This is a genomic window from Streptococcus sp. F2 (genome assembly GCF_056500955.1).
Genome location: NZ_JBWKAI010000010.1, coordinates 19,819 through 40,843, shown reverse-complemented (window position 1 = coordinate 40,843; position 21,025 = coordinate 19,819). Strand labels below are relative to the sequence as shown.

The 21,025-nt window shown below is 36.8% G+C and carries 19 protein-coding genes; all 19 read right to left on the bottom strand.

From position 1 onward, the window contains the following. Positions 1-4: 4 nt before the first annotated feature. Positions 5-313 carry a 30S ribosomal protein S10 gene (rpsJ, locus tag ACYTR8_RS04805; RefSeq protein ID WP_003046044.1) on the bottom strand — a complete coding sequence of 103 codons (309 nt, stop codon included), beginning with the start codon at positions 311-313 and terminating at the stop codon, positions 5-7. A 215-nt stretch (positions 314-528) separates the two neighbouring features. Next, positions 529-1,803 carry an MATE family efflux transporter gene (locus ACYTR8_RS04800; RefSeq protein WP_479640508.1) on the bottom strand — a complete coding sequence of 425 codons (1,275 nt, stop codon included), beginning with the start codon at positions 1,801-1,803 and terminating at the stop codon, positions 529-531. Between the two features lie 39 nt (positions 1,804-1,842). Next, positions 1,843-3,327, bottom strand: coding sequence for a threonine synthase (gene thrC, locus ACYTR8_RS04795; protein WP_479641757.1), 1,485 nt, complete (start codon positions 3,325-3,327; stop codon positions 1,843-1,845). A gap of 190 nt (positions 3,328-3,517) precedes the next feature. Continuing rightward, positions 3,518-4,534 carry an alcohol dehydrogenase AdhP gene (adhP, locus tag ACYTR8_RS04790; RefSeq protein WP_479641756.1) on the bottom strand — a complete coding sequence of 339 codons (1,017 nt, stop codon included), beginning with the start codon at positions 4,532-4,534 and terminating at the stop codon, positions 3,518-3,520. Positions 4,535-4,817: 283 nt separating this feature from the next. Further along, positions 4,818-7,460, bottom strand: a complete 2,643-nt coding sequence (adhE, locus tag ACYTR8_RS04785; protein WP_479641755.1) for a bifunctional acetaldehyde-CoA/alcohol dehydrogenase — start codon at positions 7,458-7,460, stop codon at positions 4,818-4,820. Between the two features lie 319 nt (positions 7,461-7,779). Beyond that, the gene (locus tag ACYTR8_RS04780) at positions 7,780-9,555 is read right to left on the bottom strand and encodes an acyltransferase family protein (protein ID WP_269760995.1); all 1,776 of its coding nucleotides are present in this window, start codon (positions 9,553-9,555) and stop codon (positions 7,780-7,782) included. Next, positions 9,552-9,953: an MORN repeat-containing protein gene (locus ACYTR8_RS04775; protein ID WP_111714697.1), complete on the bottom strand. Its 402-nt coding sequence runs from the start codon at positions 9,951-9,953 to the stop codon at positions 9,552-9,554. Before ACYTR8_RS04775 ends, ACYTR8_RS04780 begins: the two co-directional genes overlap by 4 nt. A gap of 28 nt (positions 9,954-9,981) precedes the next feature. After that, positions 9,982-10,413, bottom strand: a complete 432-nt coding sequence (locus tag ACYTR8_RS04770; protein WP_111714695.1) for a low molecular weight protein-tyrosine-phosphatase — start codon at positions 10,411-10,413, stop codon at positions 9,982-9,984. Positions 10,414-10,547: 134 nt separating this feature from the next. After that, positions 10,548-11,546 carry a Holliday junction branch migration DNA helicase RuvB gene (gene ruvB, locus ACYTR8_RS04765; protein ID WP_015057190.1) on the bottom strand — a complete coding sequence of 333 codons (999 nt, stop codon included), beginning with the start codon at positions 11,544-11,546 and terminating at the stop codon, positions 10,548-10,550. Between the two features lie 33 nt (positions 11,547-11,579). Beyond that, positions 11,580-11,678, bottom strand: a complete 99-nt coding sequence (locus tag ACYTR8_RS04760) for a quorum-sensing system DWW-type pheromone (RefSeq protein WP_014611913.1) — start codon at positions 11,676-11,678, stop codon at positions 11,580-11,582. An 86-nt stretch (positions 11,679-11,764) separates the two neighbouring features. After that, on the bottom strand, positions 11,765-12,676 hold the full coding sequence (locus tag ACYTR8_RS04755; protein WP_111714689.1) for a helix-turn-helix domain-containing protein: 912 nt from the start codon (positions 12,674-12,676) through the stop codon (positions 11,765-11,767). Between the two features lie 142 nt (positions 12,677-12,818). Further along, the gene (gene purB, locus ACYTR8_RS04750) at positions 12,819-14,111 is read right to left on the bottom strand and encodes an adenylosuccinate lyase (protein ID WP_269760994.1); all 1,293 of its coding nucleotides are present in this window, start codon (positions 14,109-14,111) and stop codon (positions 12,819-12,821) included. A 62-nt stretch (positions 14,112-14,173) separates the two neighbouring features. Then, on the bottom strand, positions 14,174-14,485 hold the full coding sequence (locus tag ACYTR8_RS04745) for a hypothetical protein (protein WP_479641754.1): 312 nt from the start codon (positions 14,483-14,485) through the stop codon (positions 14,174-14,176). Further along, complete coding sequence (locus tag ACYTR8_RS04740; RefSeq protein WP_479641753.1) at positions 14,475-16,643, bottom strand: hypothetical protein; 2,169 nt, start codon at positions 16,641-16,643, stop codon at positions 14,475-14,477. Before ACYTR8_RS04740 ends, ACYTR8_RS04745 begins: the two co-directional genes overlap by 11 nt. 202 nt (positions 16,644-16,845) lie before the next feature. After that, entirely contained in the window at positions 16,846-17,646 is an 801-nt protein-coding gene (locus ACYTR8_RS04735; RefSeq protein ID WP_479641752.1) for a hypothetical protein, read from the bottom strand. 148 nt (positions 17,647-17,794) lie between these two features. Next, positions 17,795-18,334, bottom strand: coding sequence for a hypothetical protein (locus ACYTR8_RS04730; protein ID WP_479641751.1), 540 nt, complete (start codon positions 18,332-18,334; stop codon positions 17,795-17,797). A 68-nt stretch (positions 18,335-18,402) separates the two neighbouring features. Then, on the bottom strand, positions 18,403-19,200 hold the full coding sequence (locus ACYTR8_RS04725; RefSeq protein WP_479641750.1) for a hypothetical protein: 798 nt from the start codon (positions 19,198-19,200) through the stop codon (positions 18,403-18,405). Positions 19,201-19,214: 14 nt separating this feature from the next. After that, a complete protein-coding gene (purK, locus tag ACYTR8_RS04720; RefSeq protein ID WP_479641749.1) occupies positions 19,215-20,297 on the bottom strand; it encodes a 5-(carboxyamino)imidazole ribonucleotide synthase in 1,083 nt (360 codons plus the stop codon). Further along, positions 20,284-20,772 (bottom strand): 5-(carboxyamino)imidazole ribonucleotide mutase, encoded by a 489-nt coding sequence (gene purE / locus ACYTR8_RS04715; RefSeq protein ID WP_479641748.1) that lies wholly within the window; start codon positions 20,770-20,772, stop codon positions 20,284-20,286. The genes purK and purE overlap by 14 nt, the downstream gene beginning before the upstream one ends. Positions 20,773-21,025: the final 253 nt, after the last annotated feature.

The following is a 21,025-nucleotide window of genomic DNA, read 5'->3' as shown; positions in this document are numbered from 1 at the left end:
CAAATTAAAGTTTGATTTCTACGTTAACACCACTTGGAAGATCCAATTTCATAAGAGCGTCAACAGTCTTTTGAGTTGGGTTCACGATGTCAATAAGACGTTTGTGTGTACGCATTTCAAATTGTTCGCGAGAATCTTTGTATTTGTGAGTCGCACGAATAATTGTGTAAAGACTACGTTCTGTTGGAAGTGGAACTGGTCCAGCTACAGTAGCACCTGTACGTGTTGCAGTTTCAACGATTTTTTCTGCCGCTGTGTCAAGTGTACGGTGTTCGTACGCTTTCAAACGGATACGGATTTTTTTGTTTGCCATCTTTTCTCCTCTCGTCTATTTACGATAATAGGCTAGCTCCTCGAGAAAACCGACACCTGTTGCGTGGCAATGCAACCGAGTGTGTCGCAACCTCTCGTATCATAGCTAAAGCTGTATTTTTACAGCACCATAATATAATAACAGAATCACTCATTCAATGCAAGCTTTTTAGGCATATTTTTAAAAAAAAGATTGCCTTTCTAGTGAAAAGCAATCTACTGGTATTTCTTAAATTGTCTCGATAAAATCAGCCATCTAGCAGAATTGTCTAAAACAGTTGCTACCCAAACTCCCATCAATCCCATTTGACAGACAACTCCAAGAAGATAACCAAGAACAATACGAATCAACCACATTCCTATAGTGGTTACGTAAAAAGGAAGTTGAGGTCTTCCAATCCCCTGCCAAGCAGCCGTGTAAACTAAAGTCCCCGCTGTTGCAGGAGCTCCTAATAGTGAAAAAAGAAGGACAATCATGGCCGAGTCACGAGCATGAGGATTTTGAGTGAACATATTCAATAAGAGGGGACCGAGCAAATAGGTTAGAAATCCCATGGTGAACATCATCAGAGTTGATAAAAGAAACGATTCTCTAATCGTACATCTAATATCTGCTCCTTTTCCACTTCCTAATTGACCAGCGACTAGAATGACTGTAGCCGTTGACATAGCAAGTCCAGGCATGTAATTAAACTGAGTTAGTATTTCTCCAATTGCATTTCCTGCTAAAACGGTTGTTCCAAAGTGTACAATAATAATCGTAATCAGAACATCTCCTGCCCTCATCATCAAACGTTCACCGGCAGTAGGTAAGGAGAGATTAAAGATCGTTTTATCTATAGGCCTCGTCAATCGTCTCACAACGCTTTTTATAGGAACAAAGCGACAAAGCAAAAGTACACCTACTAAACGAGATAGAACAGTTGCCCAGGCAACCCCCGCAAGCCCGAAGCCCCAAACGTAGATGGATAAAGCAGAGAAAACAGCATTCAGCAGATTTATTAAAAAACTAACTTGCATAGGGATACGAGGTTTTCCTTGAGCACGAACAATAGCTCCTAAAATTGTCAAAAGCCCTAAACTCACAATCATACCGCCAACAATCGCTAAATACTGGCTTCCAATTAGGGTGAGGCTATCATCAGCTCCTAACACTTTTAAAATCTGTCGGCGACCAAGGACTGAGAAAACCCCAAGAAGGACAGATACCCCTAAGGTTAGCCGGAGGGCATCAGCGATACCATTTAACTGTTTGTTTTGATTGTGTTCTCCAATACTTCGAGCAATCAAGCTAGATATAGCAGCTCCTAGAGCAATATAAAGAGCCTGATAAATAGTAATAATATTATTGGCTATGGAAACACCTGAAACTGCCACTAAGCCAATTTGAGCGACAAGGTAGTTATCAACCATCCCCATTACCATTTGTAAAATATTTTCTGCCATTGCAGGCAAAGCCAAAGAAAGCAATTTTCTTCTATTATATGTCATTTATCATTTCCAAACTAAAGGAGCCTTGTCGGCTCCGTTTTACAGACCAAGATAATTTTCAACAGCTGTCTGCATATCTGCCGTTTTCACAAGCAGACGGTGCCGAACCCTTGCGTTTTGCAATCCTATCACAGCTTTTGGTAGTACCACGTGAGAAAGCTGCTTAAGTTGACTCACTGCTTCAAAGTCATCGGCGACCGGTTTCCCAGTAATTGCTTCTACTACAACACCCGGGAATTTATAAGGACTGGCTGTTGAGGCAATGAGTGTCGGTGTGTCATCCCCTGTCTCGTGACGATAATTTTGGTAAACTGCCGAAGCAACTGCGGTATGAGGATCCATAACATAATCGTCTAACTCAAATACTCGTTTAATTTCAGCCGCTGTTTCTGCTTCTGTGGCAAAACAAGCAACAAACTGAGACAAAACAGCCTCATCACTATCTTGTAATTCGTAGGATCCCTTTTTTGCTAAAGCATCCATTAAATCCTTGGTTTTTTCAGCATTATCCCCTACTAAATGGAAAACAAGACGTTCTAAATTAGATGATACCAAAATATCCATCGAAGGACTTGTTGTGACTTTGAAGGGCCGTTTTTTATCATAGATACCACTGGTAAAGAAATCCGTTAAGACCTTGTTCTCATTAGAAGCACAAATAAATGTTGCTACAGGTAGACCAATTTTCTTGGCATAATAAGCAGCTAAAATATTCCCAAAATTACCAGTAGGAACCGTAATATTAATGTTCTGCCCTGCTTCAATCTGACCAGCTTTAATCAATTGAGCATAAGCATAAATATAATAAACTACTTGTGGAATAAGACGACCAATATTCATGGAGTTTGCAGATGAGAGCTGCATCCCGCGAGCTGCTAATTTCTGAGCCAAGTCAGGGTCATTAAACATACGTTTCACATCTGTTTGAGCATCATCAAAATTGCCCTCAATGGCAACAACGTGAGTATTTTCTCCAACTTGAGTTGTCATTTGCAATTCTTGAATCTTACTAACACCTGCGTGAGGGTAAAAAACAATAATTTCTGTTCCAGGAACATCTGCAAAACCTGCCATAGCAGCTTTACCTGTATCTCCAGAAGTAGCTGTTAAAATCACAATTTTCTGTTCCACGCCTTGCTTTTTAGCTGCAGTGGTCAAAAGATAAGGCAAAATAGACAGAGCCATATCTTTGAAAGCAATCGTTGTTCCGTGAAACAATTCCAAGTGATGAGAGTCCGTTAGAGAAACTACTGGTGCAATAAGAGAGGTGTCAAATTTATCATCATAAGCTGAGCTGATACAGTACTCAATGTCATCTTCAGTAAAATCATCAAAAAAAGCGGATAGCACAATCTTGGCAATGGCTTGATAACTTTCATCCTTAAGCTTGTTAAATGACAATGCTAACTTAGGAAAACTAACAGGTGTAAATAATCCTCCATCTGCAGCTAAGCCTTGCAAAATAGCTTGACTTGCCGTCACTTTATTCTCTTGATCTCGTGTTGATTGGTACATCACTGGCATCGCTCTACCCTACCTATCTTTATTTTTTCCATTATATAATATATTCTCAATTTTTAAAACTTCTAAAAAATAAAAAAGCATTCTCAAGCAGAGAGAAGCTCTCTTACTCAAGAATGCTACTAATGGTACAATTTAAGAATTACTCCAGCAAACGAAGCCATTGCTAGATAATACTTCATATTTTAGTATCTTAGCGAGTAAAATCCAAAACTTTGCGTCCTTGAATCAAGCCACGTTCCATTTCATCAAAGACATCTGGAGCAGTATCAACTGGAACTTTTTCAACAACTGGAACAACCAGACCTTCTGCACCAAAGGCAAAGGCTTCTTCCAAGTCTTTACGTGTTCCCACAAGTGATCCAACCACTTTGATACCATCTAGAACCGTTTTTACGATAGAAAGTTCCATATATTCTGATGGAAGGCCTACAGCTACAACAGTTCCTCCTGCACGGACGCTATCAATCGCTTGGTTAAAGGCAACTTTAGAAACAGCTGTTACAACGACACCATGGGCTCCACCTGTTTTTTCCTGAATGTAACCTGGAACGTCTTCAATTTCTTTACCATTAACCACAATATCAGCGCCGACTTCTTTAGCCAACTCTAGTTTATCATTGTTGATATCGACTGCGACAACATGAGCATTAAAGACTTTCTTAGCGTATTGAACAGCTAGGTTTCCAAGACCCCCAGCACCAAAAATAACAATCCATTGACCTGGAGCAGCACCCGCTTCTTTGATAGCTTTATAAGTAGTGACACCCGCACATGTGATTGATGAAGCTTGGGCAGGATCAAGTCCTTCAGGGACTTTTACAGCGTAATCAGCTGTTACGACAGCATATTCGCTCATTCCTCCATCAACGCTGTAACCTGCATTTTTAACAGAACGGCAGAGAGTTTCACGACCAGTCGTACAATATTCACAATGGCCACAACCCTCAAAGAACCAAGCAATAGAGACACGATCACCAACTTGTAATGAGGTTACACCTTCACCAATTTCTTCGACAATACCAATGCCTTCATGGCCTAGAATACGCCCAGGAACTTGTCCAAAATCGCCATGCGCTACGTGCAAATCTGTATGGCAAACACCACAATATTCGACTTTAACAAGTGCTTCTCCGTGCCCAATTAATGGCATTTCATGATCAACAACTTCAACACCTGTACTAGCTTCATTAACAACTACGGCTTTCATATAAGTCCTCCATATTTTAATGTTTAATCGTTACTTCTGTAATCGTTTACAATTAAGATTGTATATCTTTTCACAATTATTGTCAACTCATTTTCGAAAGTTTTCTGAAAATTAAGTTAACTAGTTAAGTTGTTGAAACCTCTCTTTGATTATTATAAGCAAAATCCTTTCTTCCTTTTAGAGGGGATTTTGGGTATGTTGTAGTCAACTCAATACACGAAAAAAACGACCTCTTATGGTTCTAGTCATAAGAGGTCGTTGCATCACAACACTTTAAAAGAGATTATTTACGGCGTCCTGGGCGCTCTGCGTAACCATAGTAAGCATCTTCAATGATTTCTTGCATATGGTCAACCATTGGTAAGCGTGGGTTAGCAGGCGAACATTGGTCTTCATAAGCAAGGTAAGCCAAGGCACGTGAATGTTCTTTCCACTCGTTCTCATCAATTCCTTGATCTTTGAAGTTCATCTTAATGCCAACACGGCAACCAAGGTCATAAACAGCTTTCGCATAAGACTCAACGGCTTCTTCTGGTGTTGAAGCTGGAAGTCCTAACAATTTCGCAATGTCCTGGTATTTTTCATCCGCACGGTAGTAATTGTACTTAGGCCATGTTGCAGTCTTAGCTGGACGTGTACCGTTGTAACGGATAACGTATGGAAGCAAGATTGCATTGGTACGACCATGAACAGTGTGGAATTGTGCACCAATCTTATGTGCCATTGAGTGAGAAATACCTAGGAAAGCATTGGCAAATGCCATACCTGCCATTGTTGAAGCATTATGCATTTTTTCACGTGACTCAAAGTCAGCTTCTTTAACAGATTTTTCAAGAGTTTCAAAGACAATCTTAATTGCTTGAAGCGCCAAACCATCTGTAAAGTCGTTAGCCATTTGAGATACATAAGCTTCTGTGGCGTGTGTCAAAACGTCCATACCAGTATCTGCAGCGATAAAGCCTGGAACTGTCAATACCAAAGCTGGGTCAACAATTGCCACAGTTGGTGTCAATGAGTAGTCAGCAATTGGGTACTTACGGTTGTTAGCCTTGTCTGAAATAACAGCAAATGGTGTTACCTCTGAACCTGTACCAGATGTAGTTGGAATGGCAATGAATTTTGTTTTCTTACCAAGTTCTGGGAATTTGAAAGCACGTTTACGAATATCCATGAATTTTTGGACAAGGTCATGGAAATCAACTTCTGGTTGCTCATAGAATAACCACATTACTTTGGCAGCATCCATTGGAGAACCACCCCCAAGGGCAATAATGGTATCTGGTTTGAAGGTACGCATTAATTCAGTACCTTTCATAACTATTGTAATATCTGGATCTGGTTCAACATCAGCAAAGATTTGGTAAACCACTTTATTACGACGAAGGTCCAATTGTTCAATGATACGATCCAAGAAGCCAAGTTCAACCATGGCATGGTCAGTAACAATCATCACGCGTTCAACATCACGGCATTTTTGAAGGTATTGAATTGAATCACGTTCGAAGTATGTTTTTGAAGGGACTTTAAACCATTGCATATTATTTCTACGTCTTCCTACTTTTTTGATGTTCAAGAGATTAACAGCACTAACGTTATCACCAACTGAGTTGCGGCCATAAGAACCACATCCTAAGGTCAATGATGGTAAGAAAGCATTGTAAACATCACCGATACCACCAAATGTAGAAGGTGAATTCCAGATGACACGGATAGCACGAATTCTAGTACCAAATTCTTTTGCCAACTCTGCATCTGCTGTATGAATGGCAGCTGAGTGACCAAGTCCATTAAATTCAACCATTTGACGAGCTTTTTCAACACCGTCTTCACGTGATTCAGATTTCAAAACAGCAATGACTGGAGATAATTTTTCACGTGTTAAAGGTTCATTTTCTGAAACTTCTTTACATTCTGCAGCAAGAATATTGGTTCCTTCTGGAACAGTAAATCCAGCTTGTTCTGCAATCCAAGTAGCTGGTTTCCCAACAATGTTTGGATTCAATTTAGCGCCAGCACAGTTTTTACTGTTAGCTTTTGCACCAAAACAGAATTCTTCAAGAAGGGCTTTTTCTTTTTTATTTACAAAATAAGTATGGTAAGATTTGAACTCTGCAACAAAATCGTCATAGATTTCTTTGTCCACGATAACAGCTTGTTCAGATGCACAGACCATACCGTTGTCAAATGATTTTGACATAACAATATCATGAGCTGCTTGGCGGATGTTAGCAGATTTTTCCACATAGGCTGGAACATTACCTGCACCTACCCCAAGAGCAGGTTTTCCACACGAGTAAGCTGCTTTAACCATAGCATTTCCACCTGTAGCAAGGATGGTTGCAATGCCATCATGATTCATCAAAGCATTTGTTGCTTCAAGTGATGGTGTTTCAACCCACTGAACACAGTTCTCAGGAGCACCAGCGGCGATAGCAGCGTCTCTAACAATCCGAGCGGCATGCGCTGATGATTCTTGAGCAGATGGGTGGAAAGCAAAAATGATTGGATTACGTGTTTTTAACGAGATCAAAGATTTAAAGATAGCTGTTGAAGTCGGGTTAGTTGTTGGCGTAATCCCACAGATAACACCCACCGGCTCAGCAATCAACGTCAAACCTGTCACGTCATCTTCTTCAATAATCCCTACTGTTTTTTGATGGCGCATGTTATTAACCACATGCTCACAAGCAAATAGATTTTTTGTTGCTTTATCTTCAAAGACACCACGACCTGTTTCTTCGTAAGCATGTTTAGCAAGTTCTCCGTGTGCATCCAAGGCAGCAACAGAAGCTTTTGCTACGATATAGTCAACTTGTTCTTGGTCAAGCTTACGCATCTCTTCAAGAGCAGCTAAACCTTTTTGAACAAGAGTATCAATTGTCGCAGAAACAGAGGTTGTTTCAACAGTGTTATGTCCTTCAGTCATTTGAGACTCCTTTATCTTGTTAAAAGTTTCACAATTTTGTTTACAAAATTATTATAACACTTTTTGAAAATTTGTAAATCATTTCACAAGATTTTTGTGAAGTTTTTTTCAAAGTCTTTCTGAAACCCTTTGATAGCGCGCTTTTTTACACTTACTTTTTCAGAAATAAAATCTCAATTAGGACGACAATTTCTGAAAGCGTTTTCTTACACAACTTTGAGTTACTACTTCCCTATGAGATCAAAAAAATATTTCATTCTCACAAAAAGCCAGAGCAAATTAACTCCGGCTTTTCTTAGTAAAATAATCTGCAAGCATTTTATTTAGCGGCTTTTTTAGCAGCTTGTTCAATGGCTTTTTGGATAGTAGAAACGTATAACTCAGCCCCTTGACTGTCTTCACTGTAATGCACACCATCACTGCCATACCAGATATCTGGGTTATCGGTAGCAACCTTGTACCAGTCTGCTATCGTCACGTACTTATATTTTTTAGGGAGCTTAATAGCATAATCTCTCGCCTCAGCTACTTGAGCTGCATTTTTAGCATTATACGGAGAAACTAAAACCAAGCGATGTCCCTTAGGTAAAGCTTCAATAAACGATTGAACGTCTTGGCCATAGTTATCGAGTGAATTGACCCCAACTGCTAAAACAACTGTCTTAGATAAAGAGTTAGAGTTAATTTGATTAGTAAATAACTCAAATGCTTCCGAAAAATTACGACTTACCGCGGCATCTAGCTGAGCCTGTGGCATGAGTTTTGAGAAAGCCGCACTGGATCTAAGAGCAACAGAGTCACCGATAATGCTCACATCACTTAAAGCATTTGCATCTCCTGCTGCTAGTGTATGTGTTCGTTCAATATTATTTTGTGCCTGTTGCAAAGAACTTACCAATAGCTGACGTTCAAATTTGCCCACTTTTGGAGCTGCAACACAGGTCCCCAAAGCCAGGAAGGCTAAGGCCAATGATACTCCTGAAATCCACTTATAATAGGGAGACAAATCAATTTCCAAACCAAGCAAGTTAGGTTTCTTACCTTGAATCAAAGGTTCCACAATATAATAAGACATGGTAGCAAACAAGACCGAAAAGAAAGTGGTCAGAATAACCGCCAAGACATTTGACATCAATTGGGTAAAAATAATATAAAATGGCCAGTGGAAAAGGTAAATACCGTAACTAATATCAGCCAAATACGTTACTACTTTAGGCTCTTGCCAGTCTGGCGTCTGTTCGTGAAGCACACGCGCAGCGTAAATCATAACCGATGCAAATAAACTAGCTAATGCAAAGCCAAATAAATAAGTCACAATATGATTAAAATTCAAGGTAATGGTCAATAAGAGTAAAAGGGCAAAAGCACCAACCATCACAGCAATCACTTGCTGACGCGACCACAACCGAACATTTTTTTGAAAACGAACGGTCGTTTCCTTGATACCTGTCATCGTCGCAAACATCGCTCCCAAAAAGAAAGGGAAACTATGTGAGAAGCTTGAAAAATAAATCAATGATACATTAGAAGTCACAAAAGATCTGATAAACATGCTCAAAAAGCTGACTGCAAAAACTCCTGATGATATTAAAAAGAGAAGGCCTCTCAGCTTCTTATGACTATCCTGACGCTTAGCCAACAACCAAATCAACACTCCCCAAATCAAATAAAAATGGACTTCAATGGCTAAACTCCACGTGTGAACAAAGAGATGAGGGATAAATTGACTTTCGTAACTGCTTCCTGTTAATATCTCATAAATATTAGTTGTGAACCCTAGAACAGCTGCAATCTGACTTCCTAAATTAGCAATAAAATCGCTTTTAACTAAAAAAGTAAAAGGGATAGTCAATAAAATCATTAAAACGAGCGGAGGAACAATACGATAAAACCGCCTTCTTAGGAAACCAATAATATCTATGCTTTCTTTTTTGGTGTATTCATCTATCAAGAGAGCTGTGATTAGATAGCCTGAAAAAGTGAAGAAAATATCAACTCCTATAAAGCCTCCTGGAAATGTGTTTTTAAAAAAGTGATAGAGTAAGACCAGCAAAAGCCCTGTTACCCTAACAAACGAAAACCATTTTATTCTCATTTTTGAAATATCCCCTGTTTGAAGGTTCCTTTATAAACCTTCGCATTTTTTGCCTTTAGCACACCTTTACCATCTGCTTGACCTTTATGAAACTGACCTTTATAAGACCAGCCTGTTTTAGCTGTAAAAGTTCCCTCTCCCTCAAAAACACCATTTTTGAAGGTCCCAACATAAGTATCCCCATTGGGATAAATCAGCTTACCTTTGCCATTCATCTTATGGTTGACAACATAACCTGTATACCGCATTTTTCCCTGTTCGTAGGTCAGACTAGTTTGATGTGTTAGCCTCACTCCAAAAACCGAAAGGGTACAAACCAAAATAACAATGACTGAGAAAATTTCAAGCTTGGCTCGTGTGATATTCCATTTTTTAATCATACTTTGTATATTTGTCATTCCTACTACTCATTTTCTAAGTTGACTACTAGTCAACCCCTAGTTCCTTTAACCACTTCTGACAACCTTGGGTTACTAATCGATAGGTTTCTTCAAAATCGCCTGTGTACCAAGGATCAGGGACGCCACCCTCTCTAAAAAGTTTAATTTTAGCATCCCACTGATGGTGTGACATATCCCTAAGATCTTTAACATTTTGGCTATCCATACCAATAATCACATCAAAAGCCTCAAAATCAGCTACTGTGATTTGCTGAGCACGTTTTGCCACGTCATAGTCAATCTGATAAGCCTTCAAAATGGATTGCGTGCCCGGATGAATAGGATTGCCCTGCTCCCAACTTGAGGTCGCTCGACTCTCCACGAAAACAGTATCAGATGACACCAAAGTTTTCATGACAAATTCAGCCATAGGGCTTCGACAAATATTCCCAAGACAAACAAAACATACTTTTTTCATGAAAAACTCCTTTGGACTATTATATCAAATTTCTCACCTCTATCGGAGAAATAGAGATAATAATTTTAGGCCTTCACACAAAAAATCTGAACACTAAGAACAGGTTCAGATGATGATTCCTTAATACAAACGGATTACTTAGACGGATATGGATAACCAAGATGACGATAGGCTTTTTCCGTCGCCACACGACCAGTTCGTGTACGCATTAGAAATCCTTTTTGAATCAGATAAGGTTCGTACATGTCTTCAACTGTATCACGTTCTTCTGCAATATTAACTGATAAAGTGCCTAACCCAACAGGTCCACCCTGATACATTTCAATCATGGTGCGTAAAATCTTCTGATCTACATAATCAAGACCTTCTCGGTCAACATCAAGCATGGTTAGGGCTTTGTCTGTAATCTGAGCCGTGATGACGCCATCTCCAACAATCTGAGCATAATCACGTACCCGCTTTAACAATCTATTAGCAATACGCGGTGTTCCCCGACTACGGCAAGCTAACTCTTGAGCCGCTTCGTGAACAATTTCCATGTCAAAAATATCGGCTGTTCGTTCGACAATTTCAGTCAAATCAGCTTCCTGATAATACTCCATGTGTCCAGTAATGCCAAATCGAGCTCGCAAAGGATTTGATAACATCCCAGCTCGCGTTGTAGCTCCAATCAATGTAAAAGGTGGCAAATCCAAATGAACACTTCGACTAGTGTCCCCAGCACCAATCATAATGTCGATGTAAAAATCTTCCATAGCACTGTACAATACTTCTTCGACTGCCATAGGCAGACGATGAATTTCATCAATAAAGAGCACATCTCCTGGTTCCAGATCATTCAAAATAGCTACCAAATCACCAGCCTTCTCAATCGCTGGTCCTGAAGTTTGCTTCAAGTTAACCCCTAATTCATTAGCAATCACAAATGCCATTGTGGTTTTCCCTAAACCTGGAGGGCCAAACAACAACACATGATCTAAAGATTCATCACGGAGCTTAGCCGCTTCAATAAAAATGGTTAACTGTTCCTTAACCTTATCTTGCCCAATGTACTCACGTAAATACTGCGGACGAAGCGTTCGCTCAACAAGCTCTTCATCCCCCATTACATCATTATCTAAAATTCTAGCCATAATAGTATTATAACACAAAGTAGGAGAGGGGGATCACCCTAGGTTCCACCAATCAAATTCGTTCATTGCACGAGCAACTTTGAAAGCAACGACTGCGGCTAATAACAAATATGGTTTGATTTTTTTAAACATCAACTATCTCCTAAAATTTTATTTACAAGAGACAGTATATCTATAATTTACTCAAATCAACATGACATGGATGTCCTTAAAATTTTTTAAGAGGGATGAATATCCTTATCCCATTCTTTTTGAAGCTTTTGTGCCAAATAACTATCATTAGTCATTTGAGTAAACGTGAGAGATTGACTAAAATAAGTTTCTGCTCGTTTAATATCTTTTAAATAAAAGATAGATAATTTCCATTCATACATGCAATACATGGGCATTCGCTGAAAATCTTGAATGGTTGACATAATAAAATGGCTGAGTTGTAACGTATCCTTTAGTCGTTCAAACATTTTTAAACGAATAGAAGTATCTGCGCAAGATAAAAGAATATTATTTAATAGAAATAAATCTTCTAATAACAGGTATTGATGCTGTTCTAAGATTCGCTCCGTTATTTCTTTATAAAATTCCTCATTAAATAGGTCATTTGTAAAGTTAGAAACAACTAAAATAATTAAATATAAATCAATTAATAATAATTCATTTAAGTTATAAACCGTTTTCTTTTTTAGTTGTGGTAGAAATTCTTTTAAAATATTAAAACCAAAATTAATATCACCTGTCTGATAAACTTCAAATTTTGCCTGGATAATATCAATCGCTATTTTTTCCTCCTCGGGCAATTGATCATAATAGTTTTCAAATATCTCATCAAACTGAGACTCTCGGACCTGTAATTTGCCATCGTCCATATAAGTCGGAGTCCTTAAAATGAGATATTTTAACTCTTTATATCGTTTAGGGAGTTCTAGGTTAGCGCCATCCGTCAAATAACCGACGCTGACCTCTAAGGCTTTCGCAATAAAAATAACCTTCGCTAAGCTTGGTATAGATTGACCTAGCTCTATCCTCGCCAACTGGCGAACAGACAATTCTGCCTCATCTCCACACAATTCCTCTCGACTAATCCCTTTCTCAAGTCTTAGTCCTCTCACTTTTTCACCAAAATGCTCTAACATGCTTTCTCTCTTCCAAAGCTATTTTCTTTATTATATCACATTGTTTAATAAAAAACTAATTTTTATGAGTTTTTTGCAACTTTTGTTCGCTTTTTAAACAAAAAAAGAAGGTTTAGACCTTCTTTCATTAATGTTTTCTTTTTTAAAGTCCTAATCGTTCAAAGATGTCATTCACACGTTGTGTGTAATAAACGGGGTTGAAGAGTTCGTCAATTTCTTCTTGTGTAAGACGAGAAGTTACTTCTTCATCAGCTTCTAAAAGGGGTTTAAAGTCCACTTGGTTATCCCATGAGTAAGCTGTTTTGGGTTGAACCAAGTCATAGGCACCTTCACGGGTCATACCTTTTTCAATCAATTTAAGCATCACGCGTTGACTGAAAATAAGACCAAAGGTCGAACCCATATTGCGGATCATATTTTCTGGGAAGACCGTTAAGTTTTTAACGATATTGCCAAAGCGGTTAAGCATGTAGTTAATCAGAATGGTTGTATCTGGAGTAATAATCCGTTCTGCAGAAGAATGGGAAATATCACGTTCATGCCATAAAGGAACATTTTCGTAGGCAGTGATCATATGACCACGGATAACGCGCGCCAAGCCAGTCATGTTTTCAGAACCGATTGGGTTACGTTTATGTGGCATAGCAGAGCTACCTTTTTGCCCTTTAGCAAAGAACTCTTCCACTTCACGTTGTTCAGATTTTTGCAAACCACGGATTTCAGTTGCCATGCGTTCAATAGAAGTTGCGATGCTGGCTAGAACCGCAAAGTATTCGGCATGTAAATCACGAGGTAGGACCTGTGTTGAAATTTCTTGGGGGCGGATGCCAAGTTTACCGCAAACATATTCTTCCACAAATGGAGGAATATTGGCGAAATTGCCTACCGCGCCAGAGATTTTACCAGCCTCAACCCCAGCAGCAGCACGCTCGAAACGCTCTTGATTCCGTTTCATCTCGCTATACCAAGTTGCCAGTTTAAGACCAAAAGTCGTCGGTTCCGCATGAACACCGTGAGTACGCCCCATCATGATGGTCATCTTGTGCTCACGCGCCTTATCAGCCACGATTTGCGTAAAGTTCTCAAGGTCGCGACGGATAATATCATTAGCCTGTTTGTAAAGGTAACCATAAGCCGTATCAACAACGTCCGTTGACGTCAAACCATAGTGAACCCACTTACGCTCATCACCAAGCGTTTCGGAAACCGCACGAGTGAAAGCCACCACATCATGGCGAGTCTCTTTTTCAATCTCAAGAATCCGATCCACATCAAAATCCGCATTAGCACGAATCTTAGCCACATCCTCTTTAGGAATCTCCCCAAGCTCAGCCCAAGCCTCATCGGCCAAGATTTCCACCTCTAACCAAGCACGGTACTTATTTTCTTCACTCCAAATGTTCGCCATCTCAGGGCGTGAATAACGTTCTAACATCTTTTCTCCTCTATAAAAATATATTGTCCAAAATCTTGTTTTTTTAGATACAAATTTCTTTCTTAATTCACTGAATTTTTAAAATCAATAATTTTATTGAAATTATCTTCTGAATCCCTAATTTCTGCATTGATTTGCTCAACAAGATCCTTGGAAACATTTATAAAAAGTTCTTTCTCTTCTGAAGGTTCTAGCTCAAATTTTATCAAAATTTCATTACTGACTATATATTCAAATATTTTGTCAAAGAAAACTTTTAAATCATCTGCCTGATATTCTTCTAAATTAATAATACAATTTAAATCATCTGATTTAAAAATTAATTTACCTTCTTCAGATTTTTCAAGTTTTATTAATAGTCTATCATATTCCATAGAGCTCTCTCCTATTAGTGAACATTTCTTCACTTCCTTCTAAATGCTTCAAAGCAACCGTTTCCCATTTTAAATTTCCATCTGGTTTTGATGGGTTAATAAGTTCATTACTATACATATTTCCAACATAAAATATTGGGATATCATTTACTACATCATAATCACAATACACTGTTTGACTAGGAAGTGTGTTAATTGCTATATTAGCATTATGTGTCGATATTACAATTGTTTTCCCTCTATCCCTTAATTCCTTAATTTTAGGTATCAAATATGTACTAATGTAATAGTTTCCTAATCCTCTTTCAACTTCATCAAAGATATAAAAATCAAATTGATTATTTTCCAATATTGCACTAATAGAGAGAATCGCCTTTTCCCCTTCTGATGGATCATAATTTGTTGATTGTCCGCCACTATTTATTAGAACAACCTTATTAAAACGCTTTATTATTTTTCCAACAAAATCATCCACATCAGTCTCTTTTTCACTGATATTAAAATATTTATTTATTTCATGGAAACTAGAGTTAATATCAAAATGATTAATTTTTTTCATCATTTCTCTTCGAGAGACTATTCCGTTTCTATCAAATTCAGACTGACTTGAATATACTTCAGTTTCAGGAAGAACTTTTATCTCAGTTTTTAAATTTACTTTGCCTTTTTGAGGTAATACACCTAAGGAATTAATTTCAGTCTTCTCAATTTCTTTTAACAAATTTTTTAGTCTTTGATTATTCTTAATACGCTCAAGTCTTTTCCCAACTAGTTCTGAAAAACCAATATGAGTAGGCTTAGAGTCTGAACCGGTTTGTTTTTTTATGCTATCTTTTATACTATTAATGGATTGAACAGCACCTTTATTTGAAAAATAATTTTTGATAATATGTTTTGTATCTATTAAAATATCATTTTTTAATAAATCTAAATTTCTATCTAAATTCTTCTTATTCTCTCCATTTCTTTCAATCCGATTATTGATTATCTTCACTTCATCAATTTTTTTATAAAACAAACTCGTTTCATTTAGTATAGAACTAACTGCTTCACTATTAGAAGTTCTAGAGACTCTTGCATTTCTCTTTTGTATACTTAAAGCATTTCGATTGGTTAGTTCAGAGTTATTAAAGTCAATAATTTGTTGTAAGCCGTCAAATTTGTTTAACTCTGAGTAATCTAATAACAACGTAATTATTTGCTTTATTTCATTCAATTGTTCTTCATCAATTACAACATTATTTCCTAGATCATCAACAATTGATTGATATTCTGAATTATAATCTTTTCCTTCATGTAAAAAAACATTTTTACCTAAACTTTTCAAAGTTGGGTAAATATAATTTTTTACAAAAACTGTTTTCCCTGAACCTTTTTCGCCAAAAATAATATTAATATCTTCAAAAATATCTACTGCACTATTTAAATCTTTATATGCTTTTACTCCGTCATATTTCGTTACTGCATAACTTCTTGTCTGTTCTAATACACTTTTTACGAAAAATGATGGATCCTCGGCTAGTTTATAAAATTTTCTAAAATTATCAATCTTGTATTTTATCTCTGGCAAAATAATATCTTCATATTTTCCCCAATCTTTAACATCACTTCCAAACAAAGCTAAGTCGTTATGGGCATTTATTATTCCCATTGCTTGTATATTTTTGGGTTCTAATATTATAATATAGTCTTTTAAATCTTCTCTAAGTCTAGTAGCTTCTGCTTCAGTAACTCCTCTTTTTTTATCTTTTGAGTAAAAATGAGGAATTATTATTAAGTCTGTCGAGTTAAAAAATCTTACTTTATCAAGAAACTCTTCATAGCCAATATTATAGTCATCATAGTTTCTATCTGGATCATCAAAGATACTATCAAATTCTTCGGCTTTATCTGGGTTTACAACCACAATAATATGTCTATGACTTTCTCCTGGTAGCATAACGTCAATTTCCATTCCTGGAAAAATTGTTAGTTCCTCATCAAGTGATTTAATTTCTTTAAATTCATCTATATCGAATTTATTGTGGTTTGTAATTGAACAGACTTCGACATTATTATCTCTCATTTTTCTGATAAAATTTTCAGGAGTAATTACTCTTTTCTTTCCATCCCCTTGTTTACATTCTTGAGTATGAATGTGTAAATCGATTTTTTTCATTCTTTTGCCTTTCCCAAAAATCACTAAACCCCATTAGGCACATCACTAAATAAAGTCACATATCTCATTTTACAGTTATGTTCCACTTTTAGTTTCTATATAAGGGTGATGAGCATTAAACGCGCCTTTTGAGTTTTTGAATATTGTGCTAGTATTCAAGTTTAAACTACATATTTACTTTTCAAATGTTATTAATTTCTGGTCATTCTTCTAAAGAAATCATATTATCTACCAAAAAGTATCTTGAATATTTATTATAAAAATTTTCTTTACTAATTATTGCCAATTTGGGAACTGCTAACGTTAAACCATGTTTATTTTTGTCTGAATAAACATATTTATTATCGAATGCCCAAATCAAAAAATCAACATCTGATTTTATAAATAGTTTCATGAAGTGTTTATCAAAAAAAGGCATTTGGAAAAATATTTGTTTATCTGAAATTGCATTGGTACTATACTTCTCAGGCAGATAGAATGTAGAATCATCCAAAATCATGAATCCTAACTTCCTATCTGGAAAATTTTCCCTATAAGCTGTTATACTATCTAAGTGTTTTTGAGTGATTCTTGAGAAGTTATTAATATAGGCATTATAATTATGATGACTAACTGAATCATCTGGAATAAATGTATCCTCTTTAGGATTATATCTAGTATCGCCATGTGCAATAATTTTTACATTTTCGTTAAATGTACCTTCTGGAAATTTCCCCATCCATTCCTCGATAGTCCTTAATGCTCGTGCATCAGCTTTACGTTGAGGATTGTTTTTCCCTTTCCTTGTACTCACAATGTCATCAACTTCAAATAATTCAATCATAAACTGTTCTGAAATAAAATCAGGTCGAGTACTAGTATTATCAATCCACTCTGAGCTTTTAAGCTGTTGAAATAACTTCTGTTCATCTTTTGATTTTGCATATAATAAATTATTATTAGTTGATAGAACATTATTAAATATATCCCATTCTGAATCATTTGAAAAAATTTTATATAGCATAAAGACTCTCCTTAAAACTCCTCAACCTGATCTAGCGCATTGATATATATTAAGATAATTCACATTTCAAATTTTACTTGAATCCTAAAGTACTTCAATTTACCCTCAAAATCAGTGCGGACATAACTATTAATCAAGTTTTCTCACCTTAAATGTTTTTATTAACTTCTTTATTCGTAATATAAAGTTTTTCAAAATATTGTAAAGTTTCTTCAGTTAAGTAGTCTGATACATCATCTATGACTTTCTTCGACTCTTCAATTTCTCCTAAAGAAGCCAAAACAAAAGCATATTCCTCGTAAATTTTTGGTATAAATATTTTTTGGTTAGGTTTATCAAGAATTGACATTAATATTGATTTTAGACTAGCAAAATTAGGCCGTGTTATAGATTCAAATTTTATAAAATAAACATTACCTTGCACAAATTGCACATACTGTTCATATTCATTTTCGAAGTATATTTCAGACAACCTCAAAAATTCTTCATCTAAATTTAGTCGTAATCTAATTACCATTTGTTTAACAAGTTCAATCTCGCCAGTATTTGTACTTTCAAGATACTTTATTTCTCGTATTTCATTAAGAAGTAGTGAGGGTTTTATATCTTCTTGTTCATAATAAAATAAAATACTCTTAGATTTAATCAGTTCTTCCACTTCCTTAGTAAGAGCAATTATTCTATCCAACGTAAAAAATATACTAATGAAGAGTAATGGCATTTCTAAAATTGAGGATTTATTTTCAAAATTCCCAATTAATGTTGCAAGAAAAAAATAATATAAATTATTAACTTTTTTAAGAGATAAGATTCTGTAACAGATTTGTTTTGATACAACCATACCAATAAAATAGCTGAACAAGCTAGGATTGTAGAAAACTTTATGTTAAAATTTAACATTCTAACCATTGTAAAGTCAATTATAAAAACAAAAAAGATTATAAGTACAGTTTTATATAGTACTTGTTGTTCATTAATATCGAACGGATTTTCTTCATAATAATTAAAAATCACTTCTTCAAAATAATTTAAATTTTGAACAAATTTGTAAAAACGATTCTTACCTATTGGAACAAATGCAAGAAATAAGAAGATTATACCAGCCACAATCCCTATTCCTAAATACAAATTAAAAGTTATAATTATGGCAATAGTTGCTCCTAATACAACAATAATTTCACAAAAAAAATTTTCTTTATTAAATATTTTTCTAAGTATTAAAGGTATAAAAGTAATAAAAAATATCTTTACAAATAGGTTTACAAATAAGTTTATAGCTCCTCCAAATATACCTCCAAAATCATTTGGAAAATTATAATGTAAAAATGAGTCTTTTTTTAAAATAAATGCTTCAATACTATTATAAAAATTTAAAAAAATTACACTCAATTGAATAAATATCGGTCTTAAATTATTAAGTATAACTACTCCGCTAGCAAGTATTATAAATATTAACAAAACAATATAAGCTATAGATAATAAATCATTTTCTAATTGATTTTTAGAAATTTTTGAGATTCTAGGTAAAATATCCTTATTTATAATTCTATTCATTTAGCACCATATTTTTAAAAATCGATTCCTTTGCCAAACTCTTCAGCATCTTCCGCAAACAGCGTCACATGTCCCATCTTGCGGTTTTGTTTCGCTTCTAGTTTACCATAAAGATGAAGGTGGGCGCTAGGGTTTTCTTGGACATAGGCTTGCGCTTTGTCCACATGTTGACCTAAGACATTGAGCATGACCGCTGGAGCGTGTAAAGTAATGGCTGGCAGCGGCAAACCAAGCACACCCAGAATATGCGTGTCGAACTGTGAGAAATCACAGGCTTCGATAGAATAGTGACCAGAATTATGCGGTCTTGGGGCAATCTCGTTGACAATAATGTCATCTTTGCTGGCAAACATTTCCACACAAAGGGTTCCTGCCAGGTTCAACTCCTTAGCAATCTCCAAGGCCATGGTCTTAGCTTTTTCTGCTAGGTCTTCTGAAATGCGGGCCGGCACAATGGTTTTTGATAAGATATTGTTGCGGTGAATGTTTTCTTGAACCGGGAAGACAGTGAATTCTTTTTGGTTACCTGAAACGATGACCGACACTTCCAGGTCAAAGGCCACAAATTCTTCCAAGACACAGTCGGCAGAGTCCGCTAATTCCCTAGCGGCAGCTAGGTCGGCGTCTGATGCAATGACCACTTGTCCATGCCCATCGTAACCACCTGTCGCCGTTTTTAAAACGTATTTTTTACTGAGGTCAATAGCGTCCAAGTCGGTAGCACTCTTAATTACCTTGTAAGGTGCGACAGTGACTTTGGCTTTATTGGCCAAAAACTCCTTCTCAAAAATTCGATTCTGAGAAATCCGAAGTAGGTCTGTCCCTTGGGGCAGTTGACCCTCCTTGATGACAGCATCCAAACCATCAGCGTCCACATTTTCAAATTCATAGGTTAGGACATCGCAGCGCTCTGCAAGCTCAGTCAGAGCTGCCACATCGTCATAAGGCGCCACAATCAGCTGGCTAACACGCCCTGCTGGACAGTCAGCTGAAGGGACTAGCGTAATCACTTTGTGTCCTAGATAAATAGCGGAAATAGCCATCATTTGACCAAGTTGTCCGCCACCAATAATACCAATGGTTTTACTTGAGTTCATCTGTCATGGCCTCCGCAATTTTACCTTGTTCCACTTGGAAATCAGCTAAGGCATCCGCAATCTTTTGATCTTCAATAGAAAGGATTCGCAAAGCTGTCAGCGCCGCATTGGTTGCTCCAGCTTCTCCAATGGCCATAGTTGCGACAGGCACGCCACCTGGCATTTGAACAATGGAGTAAAGGGAATCAAGACCACTCAAAGCACGCGATTTAACCGGCACACCAATAACTGGCAAGGTTGTTTTAGCAGCTACCATACCAGGCAAATGGGAAGCTCCGCCTGCACCCGCAATAATAATCTTAATGCCGCGACCACGCGCTTCTTCGGCGTGTTTGAACATTAAATCCGGTGTCCGATGGGCAGAAACCACTTTTTTCTCATAGGCAATGCCAAATTTATCCAAAACGTCTGCTGCTTTTTGCATGGTAGTCCAGTCAGAACTTGATCCCATGATGATGGATACAATTGCTTCCATTTTCTCTCCTTTTTAAAATAACTTTTCTTTTTTCAGTTGGCTCACTGCGTTCGCTTCTTGCTTGCGCTTTTTACGATGTCTATCAGATGATAAATATAAATATATTAATAAAGTGTCTCAAGTTTCTTTTCCATATGATTAAGCCACCTATATTAATCTTTCTTTTTTTGCAGTGACATTGTGGTGAGGGACACAAGCAACCGCCTTTCTCAATTTAGGGCGTTTCATTGTTAAAATGTGAGCCTGAGGTCTC

Excerpts from the sequence above, each read along its gene's own strand:
- rpsJ (WP_003046044.1), bottom strand. The coding sequence starts at position 313 with ATGGCAAACAAAAAAATCCGTATCCGTTTGAAAGCGTACGAACACCGT.
- ACYTR8_RS04800 (WP_479640508.1), bottom strand. The coding sequence starts at position 1,803 with ATGACATATAATAGAAGAAAATTGCTTTCTTTGGCTTTGCCTGCAATG.
- thrC (WP_479641757.1), bottom strand. The coding sequence starts at position 3,327 with ATGCCAGTGATGTACCAATCAACACGAGATCAAGAGAATAAAGTGACG.
- adhP (WP_479641756.1), bottom strand. The coding sequence starts at position 4,534 with ATGAAAGCCGTAGTTGTTAATGAAGCTAGTACAGGTGTTGAAGTTGTT.
- adhE (WP_479641755.1), bottom strand. The coding sequence starts at position 7,460 with ATGACTGAAGGACATAACACTGTTGAAACAACCTCTGTTTCTGCGACA.
- ACYTR8_RS04780 (WP_269760995.1), bottom strand. The coding sequence starts at position 9,555 with ATGAGAATAAAATGGTTTTCGTTTGTTAGGGTAACAGGGCTTTTGCTG.
- ACYTR8_RS04775 (WP_111714697.1), bottom strand. The coding sequence starts at position 9,953 with ATGACAAATATACAAAGTATGATTAAAAAATGGAATATCACACGAGCC.
- ACYTR8_RS04770 (WP_111714695.1), bottom strand. The coding sequence starts at position 10,413 with ATGAAAAAAGTATGTTTTGTTTGTCTTGGGAATATTTGTCGAAGCCCT.
- ruvB (WP_015057190.1), bottom strand. The coding sequence starts at position 11,546 with ATGGCTAGAATTTTAGATAATGATGTAATGGGGGATGAAGAGCTTGTT.
- ACYTR8_RS04760 (WP_014611913.1), bottom strand. The coding sequence starts at position 11,678 with ATGTTTAAAAAAATCAAACCATATTTGTTATTAGCCGCAGTCGTTGCT.
- ACYTR8_RS04755 (WP_111714689.1), bottom strand. The coding sequence starts at position 12,676 with ATGTTAGAGCATTTTGGTGAAAAAGTGAGAGGACTAAGACTTGAGAAA.
- purB (WP_269760994.1), bottom strand. The coding sequence starts at position 14,111 with ATGTTAGAACGTTATTCACGCCCTGAGATGGCGAACATTTGGAGTGAA.
- ACYTR8_RS04745 (WP_479641754.1), bottom strand. The coding sequence starts at position 14,485 with ATGGAATATGATAGACTATTAATAAAACTTGAAAAATCTGAAGAAGGT.
- ACYTR8_RS04740 (WP_479641753.1), bottom strand. The coding sequence starts at position 16,643 with ATGAAAAAAATCGATTTACACATTCATACTCAAGAATGTAAACAAGGG.
- ACYTR8_RS04735 (WP_479641752.1), bottom strand. The coding sequence starts at position 17,646 with ATGCTATATAAAATTTTTTCAAATGATTCAGAATGGGATATATTTAAT.
- ACYTR8_RS04725 (WP_479641750.1), bottom strand. The coding sequence starts at position 19,200 with ATGAATAGAATTATAAATAAGGATATTTTACCTAGAATCTCAAAAATT.
- purK (WP_479641749.1), bottom strand. The coding sequence starts at position 20,297 with ATGAACTCAAGTAAAACCATTGGTATTATTGGTGGCGGACAACTTGGT.
- purE (WP_479641748.1), bottom strand. The coding sequence starts at position 20,772 with ATGGAAGCAATTGTATCCATCATCATGGGATCAAGTTCTGACTGGACT.